The following is a 13,868-nucleotide window of genomic DNA, read 5'->3' as shown; positions in this document are numbered from 1 at the left end:
CGGAAGAACGCCGGGTCATTTCATCCTGTTTACGGAGTAGAGGGCGTGGTCTGTTTTTGTGGCGCAGGCTGCGCGGTCTCTGTCGGCGTGGGGCGCGTAGCGGGTACGTTGTCGCACGGTTTTTCTTTCGGGCAAATCAGATCGAGCATTTTCAGGGTTACGCCGTTAGTCCAGCCAAACCCATCCTGCAGCGGATACTCGCCACCGCCGCCGCCCGTCCCGGTGCTGCTGACATCATACTTCTCGACCAGCTTTTTCTCGCGCTCCCAGGTGTGTTGAACATTGGTCAGAAAACGCCAGCTGACCTCCATGGCAACCGTATCCTGACCATAATTTTGTAACCCTTCGGTCGCGACCCACTGTAACGGCGCCCAGCCATTGGGGGCATCCCACTGCTGTCCGCTTTTCACCGAGGTCGTGGCAAGGCCGCCAGGTTGCAGTAAATGCGCCTGAGTTGCCGCCGCCACTTTGCTGGCCCGATCGTTTGCCGCGGCATTCACATACAGCGGGAACAGCGTCGCCGCCGTCAGTTGATTACGGACTTTCTTGCTCTTCAGATCGTAGTCAGCGTACCACCCCTCTTTGGTATTCCACAGATGGTCCTCGATTCCTTTTTGTCTCGCGCTGGCGAGGGTTTCGTACTGGCTGGCTTTGGCATCGTCGCCTGCGGCTTTACTGGCACGGGCGAGAATTTTTTCCATTTTATACAGCAGCGCATTGAGGTCGACAGGGACGATACTGGTAGTACGGGTGGTACTGAGTTGTTGCGGATCATCCATCCAGCGTGAGCTAAAATCCCAGCCGGAGGCGGCCGCCGATCGCAGGTCGCGATAAATTTCCGTGGCCGGGCGATTCGGATTGCTCTTCGCGGTGGCGATATCTTCTACCCAGGATTCCGGACGTGGCGTGTCACGCTCATCCCAGTAACGGTTCAACACCGTGCCATCGTCGAGTTTGACCACCCGCTTATGTTGTTGCCCTGGCTGAAGAGATTCTGCCCCCTCCATCCACCAGGCATACTCTTTTTGCAACTGCGGCAGATATTTTTTCAGGGCGTCATCGCCCTCATGTTGCGCCAGCAACTCCACCATAAACGCGAAGAAGGGGGGCTGTGAACGGCTTAAATAATAGCTGCGGTTGCCGTTGGGAATATGGCCCCAACTGTCAATCTCGTAGCCGAAATTGGCGACCATATTCGCGACTTTATCCCAGTGGTCACTTTCAGCCAGTCCCAGCATCGTGAAATAGCTATCCCAGTAATAGATCTCCCGAAAACGTCCGCCGGGCACGACATAAGGCTCAGGCAGCGGCAGCAAAGAGTCCCATTTCCCCGCGCTTTTTGTCGAACGGGTCAATACCGGCCACAGCCCGTCAATATGTTCACGCAGCGATTGTCCGTCCGGAGGAACGTATTTTTCCCCCTCTTTGGGCAGCGTAAAATTCACGTCGACAAAATGGCGTAGATCGAAGCCAGACTGACTTTTTTGCATTCGATAATCGGCAAGGATCGTCAGGGGATCGCTATTGGGAACGGCGTCGGCAAACGTCTTCTGGTCGGGGAACAGTTTGGCGGTCTGCACATCATTAAATAGCGGTCCCAGCAGAATATCCGGGGGTTGCGGCAGACTGTCATTGGATTCTTCCGCATGTACAGACAACGAGGCGAGCGTCAGAAACGTCCCGGTCAGAGCCAGTTTAATCATGAAAGACAATACGCCTGGTTGGCGAATAGCTGGGGTTATCATTGAGGTTCCTCCTTAGCGGTGTGCCTGAGTTAACGGCATTTACCTTGAGAAAACCTTAGTCCACGATTGCCCTCTGCGCGTGATTGAACCGACATTTTGGGAACTCACGGGCATTTCTCGCCGTAGGGCATGACATGAATAGCGCGGCCTTTTTCGGGCAGGGACGCGCTATTTATGGGTTTACTCTGGGCGGAGAATGCGGCGGTTGGCGAGATCCAGCGTTACCGTTTCTCCGGTCTTCAGCGTACTGACAGACTCGCCCTGCTGACAAAGCCAGCCGATGCCCATCTCACGGGCGATGAGCGCGGAGTGTGACATCTCTCTGCCAGCACTCAGGCCAATCCCTTTCACGAATTGCGGGTCGAGCAGTAACACGGTGGACGGGAAAATATTGTCCGTGAGCACGACAGTCGGGCGAGTGAAGAGGGGCATTTGCGCCTTTATGCCACTCAGATGCCGAAGCGTACGGTGGAGCAGATCGTCGATGTCGATGTAGCGCGCCTGCAAATAGGCATCGTCGAGATGTTGATACTGTTCTCGGAGGTCGTTCAGTACACTTTGCCACGCCGCTTCTGCGCTGTAGTGTTGATGGAGAATGAATGCGCTGGCCATGTCATACAGTTCCGGGTCGTCCAGCAACGTGTGGTGCCCGGAGAAAATAGCGGCCAGGTCAGCGGAGTATTTTTCTTCCGCCAGCGCCGTCAATGCGCTGAGGTCGTCAAGCGTAAGCCGGATGGCGGCGCGAAGACGCTGCTGTTCATACTGCACAGAGTCGGTCGTGCTACTGGCGAAGTCTGGCAGGTCGGGGGAATAGCAAAACGCGGTGCCGGTTACCGGGTCGGGTAACGGGTGCGACGGATCGCCAGACCCGCTCTCTTCCAGGGCATCGCCAAAATTCTCTGCGGCAAGCTGTTTGAACGCCGCCAGCGCCTCGTCTGCCTGTTCACCTTTGGCGATCAGTCGTAGCATGTCGTTGCAGCGTATTTGCAGCAAGGCGATTTGATTCAGGCTGTCTGGGGTGACGCATTTACCGTTTTTTTCCAGCAGCATGTCGGCGTTAAAGCCCGAAAGGGTGGCGACCAGCCGTGAAGCGGGTCTCACGTGGAGCCCATGACGGTTTTTGATGACGACGGAAAGCGAACGCGCTTCACTGTCGTGGGCTGAAAATGCCGTTGTGGGGTTGCTTGCTTCAAACGGCGAAGGTAAACCCAGTTGCTCACGTTTGGCGTCAAGGGCGTTCATGGCGTCGCTGATGACTTTGTCGATACCGGCGCCCGTCGCTGCGCTCACGGTCGCCGCGAGCGTTCCCTCAACCAGCGGTGCGGCACACAGACGCACTTTCGCCGCAATAGTCGGGTCGAGCAAATCCAGCGCCGTTTCTGCGCTCAGCAGCGCGCTGCCAATATCCATCATCACCAGCACGTGGTCTGCGTCAGCCACGGACTCAATGGCTTCCATCACTTTGATGGGATCGGTGCCAATGGGGTTTTGCGGGTCATCAATACCCGCAGCAACCGCGAGTTTGCAGCTTCCCCCCATCAACATCTGCTGGGCTAACTCCCTAACGCCTTCGCCCAGCCTGGCGCTATGAGAAACAATGACCAGGTTTACCATCGTATTCCCCTTACTCTCTGGAGGCTGCCGCCAGACATTGCACCATAAACATGACGGAAGTCGCTCCCGGATCCTGGTGACCGATGCTGCGCTCGCCGAGGTAGCTGGCGCGACCTTTACGCGCCTGCATGGTGATGGTGCTTTGCGCCGCCGCTTCCGCCTGGAGACGGGCGGCCTCCAGCGCTGCCGGTACGGACAGCGCGTGTTCGCAGGAGTGGCGCAAGGATTCCACCACCGGCAGCCAGACATCGCACATCGTTTTATCACCCGGTTCGGCTTTGCCCCGGCTGACCACACCTTCGGCGCCTTCGCGCACCATTGCATAGACCTCGTCGAGGGTCAGACTTTGATGGGACTGGGTAACCTGAGCGGCGCGAATGAAAAAGGTGCCAAACAGTGGTCCGCTGGCACCCCCGACGCTGGAGAGCAGCACCATTCCGGTATTTTTCAAAATAAAACCGATGTCTTTGTCGGCAATCGCGGGTAATTTTTCGACCACTTTGCTAAATCCGCGATGCATGTTTAAACCGTGGTCAGCATCGCCAATTTCTCTGTCGAGCCCGGTGAGGAAATCACTCTCTTTGGTGAAGATTTCACCGCACAGGTAGAGCCAGTTAACAATTTGCGTTCTGTTGAGCGACATAAAAAATCTCCTTATTTACCCCAGTTGAGGGCCGGGGTATGTACCGGGGCATCCCATAATGCCAGCGTCTCATCGTCCACTTTTAAGAGGGTGATGGAAAATCCGGCCATATCCAGGGAGGTGCAGTAAGATCCGATCAGATTGCGTTCGATGTGAATGCCCGCGTCCTGACAACGGCTTTCGAGTCGGTTATAGACGCCGAACAGCTCGGATAACGGCGTCGCGCCAAGATTGTTGACCAGCGCAATCACGCGATCGCCGCGTTGCAGCGGTTGTTTGCCCTGTTTGTCTTCTTGCCATGCGCCCTGTACGGGATCCCAGTGACGTAACGTACGGTTGTAGGCACCGTTTTCCAGCAAGGTGTCGAACATTTCATCGACGGTCCTGTCGAGAGAGGTGAAAGCCCGACGGTCAATACCCGGTTCGCCGTGAATACCCACGCCAAACTCCATCTCATTATCCTGCAAGGTAAACGAGGGCTTACCGGCGGCAGGCACCGTACACGCCCCCAGCGCGATACCAATGGAGTGGCCGAGGTTGTTAAGTTTACGTCCCAGTTCCGCGCAGGCTTCCAGCGAATCACCGCGTTCAGCCGCCGCGCCGACCAGTTTTTCAATCAGAACCGTGTTTGCTACTCCCCGGCGACCGGCGGTATAGAGGCTGTCTTTGACCGCCACATCATCATCAATGACGACGGTCGTTACCTTCACGCCGCTGTCGTGCAGGAGTTCGGTGGCCGTTTCAAAATTAAGAATATCGCCGGTGTAATTTTTGATAATCAGCAGGACACCTTCACCGCCGTCGATACGCATCGCGCATTCAAACATTTTGTCCGGCGTCGGCGAGGTGAAAATTTCACCCGGACAGGCGCCGGAAAGCATTCCCTGACCAATGTAGCCACAGTGCATGGGTTCATGTCCGCTACCGCCGCCCGACAGCAGCGCCACTTTCCCTTGTACAGGGGCATCTGAACGGGTGACATATACTGGGTCCTGATGCAGCGTCAGTGTAGGAAAGGCTTTCGCCATACCGGCCAGCTGTTCATTCAGGACATCTTCGACACGGTTAATCAATTTTTTCATTTTTTGTGCTCCGTAGGTCGTCATGAGATGGCTGCAAAAGGGAACACATCGCAGGCATCTGAGTGCGGGTATCGGTTATGGACAACGACACGGCGACCACATGCTGCCGATACGATCATTGTGCCGCAGCGACGCGAAAAAAATATTCCACAAATTTATGTTTCAATACGGAACATTTATTTTTATTTATGTTTCATAATGGAACGTGAAGATGAATTTTTAGGCAAAAATGAGAGGTTCAACCCTCTTTGCCGCTGCAAAAGGCGAAAAAGGGTTCCCGGTGCTCGGGACGTGGAAAAGCGCGCGCATGCGTGCGGAGAAAACATGGCGACTCAACATCAAACCGGCGACAACGCCGTCTCTGGCATTCTTGACACCTCGTGGCAACGCTGTAGCACAATGATGCAGCGAGAGCCCTGGATCGTGCCGCATCAGGCTCAGGGACTGACGTTTGACTCTATTTGTCGACGAAAGACCGCATTGCTGGCGTTAGGGCAAGCGGCGCTGGAGGATGCCTGGGAATACATGTCTCCCCGGGGATGTGGGTTATTTATTCTTGATGAGTCGGCTTGCATTCTGAGTCGCTGCGGCGATCCGCTTACGCTGCAACAGCTTGGCGAACTGGGGTTTATCAACGGTGCCTACTGTGCGGAAAGTCTTATTGGCACCTGTGCGCTCTCCCTGGCGTCTGCGCTTGGACAGCCGATTCAAACGTCTGGCGAGCAACATTTCAAACGGAGGCTGTCTGGCTGGAGTTTCTTCTCCACGCCTATTTTTGATAACCACGGTCGCCAGTCGGGTTCCATCGCCTTGTGTTGCCCTGTTGGGCAGGAGGCGGCGTCCGATCTGCCGCTGACGCTGGCGATAGCGCGTGAAGTGGGCAATTCATTGCTGACCGACAACCTGCTGACCGAGTCTAATCGCCATCTGAATCAGCTGTACGGCCTGCTCGAAGGAATGGTCGACGGCGTGATGGCCTGGAATGAGCAGGGAACGCTGCAATTTCTGAATGCGCAGGCCGCGCGATTACTGCATCTGGATGCCCAGTCGAGCCAGGGGAAAAATATCACCGATCTGGTCACGCTGCCTGCCGTTTTGCAGCGTGCAATCCGGCAAATGCGCCAGCTTAACCATGTCGAAGTCACGTTTGAAAGCCAGCATCAATTTGTGGATGCGGTCATCACTCTGAAACCGATTATTGAGGCTCAGGGGGCCAGTTTTATTCTGTTGCTCCATCCGGTCGAACAGATGCGCCAGTTGGTGACCAGCCAGTTGGGGAAAGTGAGTCACACCTTTGCACAAATGCCGGGCGACGATCCTGCCACCCGGCGCTTACTGCATTTTGGGCGTCAGGCCGCGCGGGGGCGCTTCCCGGTGTTACTTTGCGGGGAGGAAGGGGTCGGCAAAGAACAGCTCAGTCAGGCCATTCATAATGAAAGTGAGCGTGCGGAATGCCCCTATATTGCGGTGAACTGTCAGCTGTATGCCGATACCGTGTTGGGACAGGGCGATACCAATGGCACGTCGGAGGGCGGGCGTTTAAGTCGTCTGGAACTGGCCAACGGCGGCACCTTATTTCTGGAGAAAATTGAATATCTGGAGCCGGAGTTGCAATCGGCGCTTCTGCAGGTGATCAAACAAGGAGTATTAACGCGCCTTGATGCCCGCAGGCTGATTCCTGTCGATGTGAAAGTCATCGCCTCTACGACCCTGGATCTCGCGTTGCTGGTGGAACAAAACCGTTTTAGTCGCCAGCTTTACTACGCGTTACATGCATTTGAAATCACCATTCCACCGCTTCGAATGCGGCGCAACAGCATTCCAGCGCTGGTGCGTAATACCCTTGCGCGTCTTGAGAAACGTTTCTCGACGCGGCTGAAGATAGAGGATGATGCGATGGCGCAGCTGGTTGATTGCGCCTGGCCGGGGAATGATTTTGAGTTGCTTAGCGTTATCGAAAACATCGCCATGAGTTGCGACAACGGGCATATCCGGCTGAGCGATTTACCGGAACATCTTTTCACCGAACGCTTCGAAGAGGGCGGTATGCGCCTCCCAACCCAGCTGACCTTTGCCGGTATCGAGAAAGACGCCATTATTCATGCAGCAAAGGTCACCGGCGGCCGTGTACAGGAAATGTCCAGCGTGTTGAACATTGGGCGCACAACGCTGTGGCGTAAGCTAAAGCAGTACAACATTGATGTCAGTCAGTTTAAGCGCCGTCGTCAGGACTCGCGTTGAGGCTGAACGTGGCGGGGCATGGATCACTGAATGTGCTGTGACTTCAACGGGTTCATTCACTGATCGCATAAGTCGCTTGATTTGATCGGCAAATACAACATACTGTTTATATGTACAGTGTTTATTGGTTTGGCCGTGATGAATGATATTTTTTCCTGTGAACGTAATGACATCATTACGTTACCTCTGTTTCTGGAGCGTGTTTCATGCGGGTTTCCCAGCCCGGCGCAAGACTATGTTGAGGACAGTCTCGATCTTAACACCCTGGTGGTGAAGCATCCGGGGGCAACATACTTCCTTAGGGTCAGCGGTGACTCGATGGTAGGCGCCGGTATCAGCGATGGCGATCTATTGGTGGTTGACCGTTCGTTGACGGCGACGCATGGCGATATTGTGGTGGCGGCCGTGGCGGGGGAATTTACCGTGAAGGAGCTACACACGCGGCCCCGTCTTCAGCTCGTTCCCCACAACCCGCATTATTCCCCCATCGTGTTGCAGAGCGAGGAAGAGCTGCAACTCTTTGGCGTTGTGACATTTACGTTGAAATCACACAGACATGTTCGCGCTGGTTGATGTAAACAGTTTTTATGCGTCTTGTGAGACGGTCTTTCGACCGGATCTCGAGGGAAAACCGGTGGTGGTGGTTTCAAACAACGACGGATGCATTATTTCGCGATCGGCACAGGCAAAAGCGCTCGGCATCAAAATGGGGGCGCCTTATTTCAAAGTGAAAGATGAATTACGGCGTCAGCACGTCGCGGTCTTTAGCTCAAATTATGCGCTTTATGCCGATCTCAGCCACCGTGTAATGCTGACGCTGGCAGAAATGGCGCCGTCGGTTGAGGTCTATTCCATTGATGAAGCGTTTATCGATCTGTCAGGGATCAGGCGTGGTTACTCGCTCGAGGCGTTTGGGCACCAAATTCGTCAACAGATACGAAAGAACACGGGGTTGACCGTTGGCGTAGGCATTGCGCAGACCAAAACGCTGGCTAAAGTCGCCAATTTTGCGGCGAAAACATGGCAAAAGACCGGCGGCGTGGTTGATCTCTCAGACTCGTTGCGTCAGAGAAAACTTCTTGCGCACGTCCCTGTTGAAGAAGTCTGGGGGATAGGGCGGCGTACCAGTAAGAAACTCAATGCGATGGGCATTACGTCGGCGCTGCAATTGGCTGACAGCTCTCTCTGGGTGATGCGTAAACACTTCAGCGTGGTGACGGAACGTACCGTGCGTGAGCTTCGCGGGGAGTCTTGTCTGGCATTTGATGAGTTTGCCCCCACCAAACAGCAGATTATTTGTAGCCGGTCATTCGGCCATCGCATCACCCACTACGACGAGATGCATCAGGCGATTTGTATGTACGCTGAACGCGCGGCGGAAAAACTGCGGGCAGAACGACAGTACTGCTGCGCTATCAGCGTCTTTATGCGAACCAGCCCGCATGCCGAAAATGAGGTATTTTACGCGCCGCAGGCCGGTGGTCAGTTAACGATTCCGTCTCAGGATACCCGCGACATTATTCGTGTTGCCTGCAGTGCGCTGGACAGGATCTGGAAAGACGGTTTTCGCTATATGAAAGCAGGCGTCATGCTCAGTGATTTTTTTAGCCAGGGGATTGCTCAGCTAAACTTGTTTGATGAAAACGCCCCACGCCCCAACAGTGAGCAATTAATGGCGGTGTTGGATCACCTCAACAGCAAAAAGGGGAGAGGCACCCTCTATTTTGCCGGGCAGGGGGTACAGCAGCAATGGCAAATGAAACGGGAAATGCTCTCCCCACGCTATACCACTCGGTTTTCAGATTTACCGGTGGTGAAATAGGCTGCTTTATTGCCTGTTTTTCGGAGTAATGTACTGGGTATGGCGGTGAGTCCTGATTTTCCTTTCCATCATCAGACGCATTCGTTAGCATATTGTTTCGCAGCTAGGCGTATCTGTTTTTTTCAGGAAGAGGTTAACGTGTTCGCAGAGTATGGAGTTCTGAATTACTGGACGTATCTGGTCGGGGCAATTTTTATCGTTCTGGTCCCTGGTCCTAATACATTTTTTGTGCTGAAAAATAGCGTTGGGCGTGGGATGAAAGGTGGGTATCTCGCGGCAAGCGGCGTGTTTATTGGCGATGCGGTGCTGATGTTTCTCGCTTACGCCGGCGTTGCAACGATGATTAAAACGACGCCGGTGCTGTTTAGTATTGTTCGCTATCTCGGCGCATTGTATCTGCTTTATCTGGGCGCAAAGATGCTCTACGCGACGCTGAAATCAAAAGAAAACGCGTCGACTGGCGAGGATGTCCCTTTTGGTGCGATTTTTAAACGCGCCTTAGTTCTGAGCCTGACCAACCCAAAAGCGATCCTTTTTTACGTGTCGTTCTTCGTGCAATTTATTGATGTGAACGCGCCGCATACGGGGCTGTCATTTTTGATTCTGGCTATCTCGCTGGAAGTGGTGAGCTTCTTCTACCTGAGCTTCCTGATTATTTCGGGGGCGTTTGTGACGCAATATATTCGGACTAAAAAGAAACTGGCGAAAGTCGGCAATTCTCTGATTGGTTTGATTTTCGTCGGTTTTGCCGCGCGTCTGGCGACGCTGCAGTCGTAATATCTGCAGGCCCGTTTATTCTGACGGGCCTCTGTCTTTTCCTCCCGCAAATCAAGATACAGCCCTGATGTATAAACCTTTAAAATAACCAATAAATGGTATTTTAAATGCATATTATGAGGAGTAACCTTCTTACAGCAGCGATAAATGAAATACGCTGCGTTGTTGATGGAAAGAGGGAAGACAATGCTTCAAATTCCACAGAATCATATTCACACACGCGCCACGCCATTCTGGAACAAAGAGACAGCGCCCGCCGGAATTTTCGAACGCCACCTTGATAAAGGAACCCGACCGGGCGTGTATCCCCGTTTGTCGGTCATGCAGGGGGCGGTCAAATATCTCGGATATGCCGATGAACACAGTCCCGAGCCAGAAAAGGTGATGATTATTGAAGCCGGTCAGTTTGGCGTTTTCCCACCGGAAAAGTGGCATAACATCGAAGTGATGACTGACGACACTTACTTTAACATCGATTTTTTCGTTGCCCCGGAAGTGTTACTGGAAAGCGCAAACCAACGGAAAGTCATTCGCACCGGGAAGGAGTAAACCATGGGTAAAGCAACATATACCGTGACGGTGACCAACAACAGTAATGGCGTTTCGGTCGATTATGAAACTGAAGCGCCGATGACCTTGCTGGTGCCGGATGTCGCCGCAGAAGTCGTCAAAGACCTGGTTAATACCGTGCGTTCATACGACACGGAAAATGAACATGATGTTTGCGGCTGGTAACTCAGCCAGCTAACGAAAGCGTAACGCTTTCAGTCCTCTAAGCCGCATAGCGTGATGACCGCGCTGTGCGGCTTTTTTGTTAACGGTCTGGCAGACTACCTTACCCGCTGACATCAGTAGAAATAAAATATTAAGAAAACCTTAAGAATATGGCATAGATTGCTAATGAATGAATATTCATAAAACTTATGATTCAGGTATCGAAAGCGGAACAGACTAAAATGCTTATGAAACTTGATACCCGAATCACCTCGATAACGGTGCTGCTTGTACTGGCCGCGATAGTTATCCCCTTCACTGCTGACTGGCATCTTCCCCTGCTTGATGGCGTCGTGGTGACGTGGATTGAAAATGGACAAGCGCTATGGTTGCTGTTTGGCGCATTGTTTACCGCCTGGTATATCAAGCCACTCTCTCGCCCGGAAGGGGCAAAACAGTTTTGGCTCTGGGCCGTTGTATGGTGGCTGGTGCTCCTGGGGCGAAGCACCAGTTGGGGACGCGCTTATTTCCCGGACGAGCCCAGAATCATCTTCAGGGTTATCTCGGTGATATTGATCGCAGCACTCGCACTACCGGTATTTTTCTCGAAAACGCTGCGTCACGAGATTGTGCGTCGACTGCGTGAAGAGCCGTTCCCGTTGTGGCTGTTTGCTGTCACCGCCGCGACGTTTTTGATTTCCGACGCCGTAGAGCATCATCGTTTGATGGCGCCCGTTTTCCTGCACAACCTGCACTATGCCGATCTGATTGAAGAGCTATATGAATTGCCGTTTATGTTGGGATTATTTTTAATTACGTTGGGGTTTATGCAGCGGGAGAGAGTGGGCGAGAATGCCACGTCCCGGGTCGGTGATGTGCAGTTCGCGAAATAGTGCGTTAGCCGATGCAGGTAGCCTGAGTCCGCAAATACGGACCCAGGCGAGATAATGACGCTTACGCGATGGCCTCACAGAGACGCGATTTCATCGCCGTGTAAGTGTCTACAGCATAGTTTTCCGCCCAGCGCTGATCGGCAATCGGCTCAATTTTCACGGCGCAGTACTTTGTTTCAGGCGTTTTTGAGATGGGATCCAGGTTATCCTGAGTCAGCTCATTGCAGGCGCCAATCCACCATTGATACGTCATGTAAACTGCGCCACGGTTAATACGGTCTGAGACGTCGGCACGGCTGATCACCTTGCCGCGACGAGAACTGACCCAGACCAGATCGCGATGGCGAATCCCCAGTTTTTCCGCATCAAGTCCGTTGATTTGCACATTCCCCGGTTCATCAGCCAGCGCCTGTAACGCCGCGCAGTTACCGGTCATGGAACGGCAGGAATAGTGTCCGACTTCACGCACGGTGCAAAGCACCATCGGGAAATCCTCATCCGGCACCTCAGCAGGCGCGCGCCACGGGGCGGCAAACAGCTTGCCTTTCCCGCTGGGCGTATCAAATTTGCTGTGCAGATAAAGATACGGGGTGCCGGGGTGATCAAGGTCAGGACACGGCCACTGAATATGCCCCATATCGCCCATTTTTTCGTACGTCACACCGTAGAACAGCGGGCATAACTCGCGCATCTCATCCCAGATTTGCTGATTATTTTCATACTTCATGGGGTAGCCCATTGCGGTGGCGAGCAGGCTGATTATCTCCCAGTCACGCTTCACATCGCCAGTCGGCTCAATGGCTTTTTCAAAACGCTGGAAACCACGATCGGCGCAGGTAAAGACACCTCCGTGTTCACCCCACGAGGTGGCGGGCAGAATCACATCCGCCGCTTCTGCCGTTTTGGTCATGAAGATATCCTGCACCACGACAAAATCCAGCGCGTCGAAGCCTGAACGTACCAGCCCCAGATCGGCCTCTGTTTGCAGCGGATCTTCCCCCATGATGTAGTAAGCTTTGACTTTACCTTCGAGCGCCAGATGAGGCACCTCAGTAATACGGGTGCCGACTTTATCGTCCATCAGCGCGGCATCAATGCCCCAGGCGCGCGCAAATTTCTCTCTGACTGCGGGATCCGTCACGTCTTGATAACCGGGGAATTGATTGGGCAACACGCCCATATCGCACGCCCCTTGCACGTTATTCTGACCGCGAACCGGCCCGACGCCGACATGAGGACGCCCCAGATTTCCGGTCAGCAAGGCCAGGCTCGACAGACCGCGAACGACGTCAACGGCCTGACCAAACTGCGTTACGCCCATTCCCCACATCACCGTCGCAGAAGGGGCGGCGGCGAAAGTCCGCATAGCCTGACGTACCTGTTGTGCAGGGACGCCGGTCAGGTGTTCGACGGATTCTGGCGAAAAATCCTTCACGGTTTGCCAGTAATCCTCGAACCCTTCGGTGTGTTTTAACACATACTCCCGATCATAAAGCTGCTCATCAATCAGGACATAGCCAAAGGCGTTGACCAGCGCCATATTGCAGCCGTTGTTCAGTTGCAGATGCTGGTCAGCAATGCGGGCCGTCTCAATGCGCCTTGGATCGCACACGATAATTTTGGCGCCGTTCTGACGCGCCTTAATGACCCGGCGCGCCACGATTGGGTGGGAGTCGGCGCAGTTGTAGCCAAAAATGAGCAGGCATTTAGAGTTTTCAATATCGCTAATCGCGTTGCTCATTGCGCCGTTGCCCAGCGTCTCCTGCAAACCAGCAACGGAAGGGCCATGGCACACGCGAGCGCAGCAATCGACATTGTTGGTATTCAGCACGGCGCGGGCAAATTTCTGCATGACGTAGTTCGTCTCATTCCCTGTCCCGCGGGAAGAACCGGTGGTCATGATGGCGCGAGGGCCGAAGGCCGCTTTAATTTCTGACAAACGCGTTGCGGTATAGCGGATGGCTTCATCCCAACTCACAGGGGTGAGTTTGCCGCCTTTTTCATAGCGAATCATTGGGCGGGTCAGACGCGGCGTCAGAAGACGTGTGTCGTTAAGAAAATCCCAACCATAAAATCCCTTCAGGCATAGCTGATTCTGATTCGTTACACCTTCTGCACCTTCGGCGCGGATGATTTTGTTATTTTCAACAACAAGCGTGAGCTTGCACCCGGCCCCGCAATAAGGGCACACACTGGTGATTTTTTTCATCAATAACAGACCTGTTAAATGCTGAAATAGCGCGAATTGAAGAAGAAGTCAGCGCATTACAGGCGATGGACTTCGTTTTGTCGTAGCGACAGAGGAAGCTAAGCATAAATTGTGCCAAAAGCGGAAAA

General features: G+C 53.7%; 12 protein-coding genes. 7 read left to right on the top strand and 5 right to left on the bottom strand.

All coding sequences use genetic code 11. The features are described from left to right. Window positions 1-29: 29 nt before the first annotated feature. The 4 genes from AC07UY_RS07670 to dhaK form a co-directional block, all read right to left on the bottom strand. Window positions 30-1,745: an alpha,alpha-trehalase gene (locus AC07UY_RS07670; protein WP_494659896.1), complete on the bottom strand. Its 1,716-nt coding sequence runs from the start codon at window positions 1,743-1,745 to the stop codon at window positions 30-32. 180 nt (window positions 1,746-1,925) lie between these two features. After that, the gene (gene dhaM / locus AC07UY_RS07665; RefSeq protein WP_494700989.1) at window positions 1,926-3,359 is read right to left on the bottom strand and encodes a dihydroxyacetone kinase phosphoryl donor subunit DhaM; all 1,434 of its coding nucleotides are present in this window, start codon (window positions 3,357-3,359) and stop codon (window positions 1,926-1,928) included. 10 nt (window positions 3,360-3,369) lie between these two features. Further along, window positions 3,370-4,002 carry a dihydroxyacetone kinase subunit DhaL gene (dhaL, locus tag AC07UY_RS07660; RefSeq protein WP_203358072.1) on the bottom strand — a complete coding sequence of 211 codons (633 nt, stop codon included), beginning with the start codon at window positions 4,000-4,002 and terminating at the stop codon, window positions 3,370-3,372. 11 nt (window positions 4,003-4,013) lie between these two features. Further along, window positions 4,014-5,084 (bottom strand): dihydroxyacetone kinase subunit DhaK, encoded by a 1,071-nt coding sequence (gene dhaK, locus AC07UY_RS07655; protein ID WP_494659894.1) that lies wholly within the window; start codon window positions 5,082-5,084, stop codon window positions 4,014-4,016. A gap of 324 nt (window positions 5,085-5,408) precedes the next feature. Between dhaK and dhaR the strand changes: the two genes are divergently transcribed. The 7 genes from dhaR to AC07UY_RS07620 all read left to right on the top strand — a co-directional run bounded on the left by dhaR (window position 5,409) and on the right by AC07UY_RS07620 (window position 11,531). Further along, window positions 5,409-7,325 carry a dihydroxyacetone kinase operon transcriptional regulator DhaR gene (dhaR, locus tag AC07UY_RS07650; protein ID WP_494659893.1) on the top strand — a complete coding sequence of 639 codons (1,917 nt, stop codon included), beginning with the start codon at window positions 5,409-5,411 and terminating at the stop codon, window positions 7,323-7,325. A gap of 138 nt (window positions 7,326-7,463) precedes the next feature. Further along, the gene (gene umuD / locus AC07UY_RS07645; protein ID WP_494659892.1) at window positions 7,464-7,898 is read left to right on the top strand and encodes a translesion error-prone DNA polymerase V autoproteolytic subunit; all 435 of its coding nucleotides are present in this window, start codon (window positions 7,464-7,466) and stop codon (window positions 7,896-7,898) included. After that, entirely contained in the window at window positions 7,882-9,147 is a 1,266-nt protein-coding gene (umuC, locus tag AC07UY_RS07640) for a translesion error-prone DNA polymerase V subunit UmuC (protein WP_494700988.1), read from the top strand. Before umuD ends, umuC begins: the two co-directional genes overlap by 17 nt. Window positions 9,148-9,285: 138 nt before the next feature. Beyond that, window positions 9,286-9,924 carry a leucine efflux protein LeuE gene (gene leuE / locus AC07UY_RS07635; protein ID WP_192611979.1) on the top strand — a complete coding sequence of 213 codons (639 nt, stop codon included), beginning with the start codon at window positions 9,286-9,288 and terminating at the stop codon, window positions 9,922-9,924. Window positions 9,925-10,110: 186 nt separating this feature from the next. Then, a complete protein-coding gene (gene yeaR / locus AC07UY_RS07630) occupies window positions 10,111-10,473 on the top strand; it encodes a DUF1971 domain-containing protein YeaR (RefSeq protein WP_203358066.1) in 363 nt (120 codons plus the stop codon). Window positions 10,474-10,476: 3 nt separating this feature from the next. Then, the gene (locus tag AC07UY_RS07625; RefSeq protein WP_012132688.1) at window positions 10,477-10,659 is read left to right on the top strand and encodes a DUF1869 domain-containing protein; all 183 of its coding nucleotides are present in this window, start codon (window positions 10,477-10,479) and stop codon (window positions 10,657-10,659) included. A 227-nt stretch (window positions 10,660-10,886) separates the two neighbouring features. After that, entirely contained in the window at window positions 10,887-11,531 is a 645-nt protein-coding gene (locus tag AC07UY_RS07620; protein WP_494659985.1) for a hypothetical protein, read from the top strand. Window positions 11,532-11,592: 61 nt separating this feature from the next. On the opposite strand, the gene fdhF is transcribed toward AC07UY_RS07620, so the two are convergent. Beyond that, window positions 11,593-13,740, bottom strand: coding sequence for a formate dehydrogenase subunit alpha (fdhF, locus tag AC07UY_RS07615; RefSeq protein ID WP_494659890.1), 2,148 nt, complete (start codon window positions 13,738-13,740; stop codon window positions 11,593-11,595). Window positions 13,741-13,868 lie beyond the last annotated feature (128 nt).

Source organism: Citrobacter sp. GW821-FHT02E08 (genome assembly GCF_059421685.1).
This window is presented reverse-complemented; position numbering and strand designations above follow the sequence as displayed.

Excerpts from the sequence above, each read along its gene's own strand:
- AC07UY_RS07670 (WP_494659896.1), bottom strand. The coding sequence starts at position 1,745 with ATGATAACCCCAGCTATTCGCCAACCAGGCGTATTGTCTTTCATGATT.
- yeaR (WP_203358066.1), top strand. The coding sequence starts at position 10,111 with ATGCTTCAAATTCCACAGAATCATATTCACACACGCGCCACGCCATTC.
- AC07UY_RS07620 (WP_494659985.1), top strand. The coding sequence starts at position 10,887 with ATGAAACTTGATACCCGAATCACCTCGATAACGGTGCTGCTTGTACTG.
- dhaK (WP_494659894.1), bottom strand. The coding sequence starts at position 5,084 with ATGAAAAAATTGATTAACCGTGTCGAAGATGTCCTGAATGAACAGCTG.
- fdhF (WP_494659890.1), bottom strand. The coding sequence starts at position 13,740 with ATGAAAAAAATCACCAGTGTGTGCCCTTATTGCGGGGCCGGGTGCAAG.
- umuC (WP_494700988.1), top strand. The coding sequence starts at position 7,882 with ATGTTCGCGCTGGTTGATGTAAACAGTTTTTATGCGTCTTGTGAGACG.
- umuD (WP_494659892.1), top strand. The coding sequence starts at position 7,464 with ATGAATGATATTTTTTCCTGTGAACGTAATGACATCATTACGTTACCT.
- dhaL (WP_203358072.1), bottom strand. The coding sequence starts at position 4,002 with ATGTCGCTCAACAGAACGCAAATTGTTAACTGGCTCTACCTGTGCGGT.
- AC07UY_RS07625 (WP_012132688.1), top strand. The coding sequence starts at position 10,477 with ATGGGTAAAGCAACATATACCGTGACGGTGACCAACAACAGTAATGGC.
- dhaM (WP_494700989.1), bottom strand. The coding sequence starts at position 3,359 with ATGGTAAACCTGGTCATTGTTTCTCATAGCGCCAGGCTGGGCGAAGGC.
- dhaR (WP_494659893.1), top strand. The coding sequence starts at position 5,409 with ATGGCGACTCAACATCAAACCGGCGACAACGCCGTCTCTGGCATTCTT.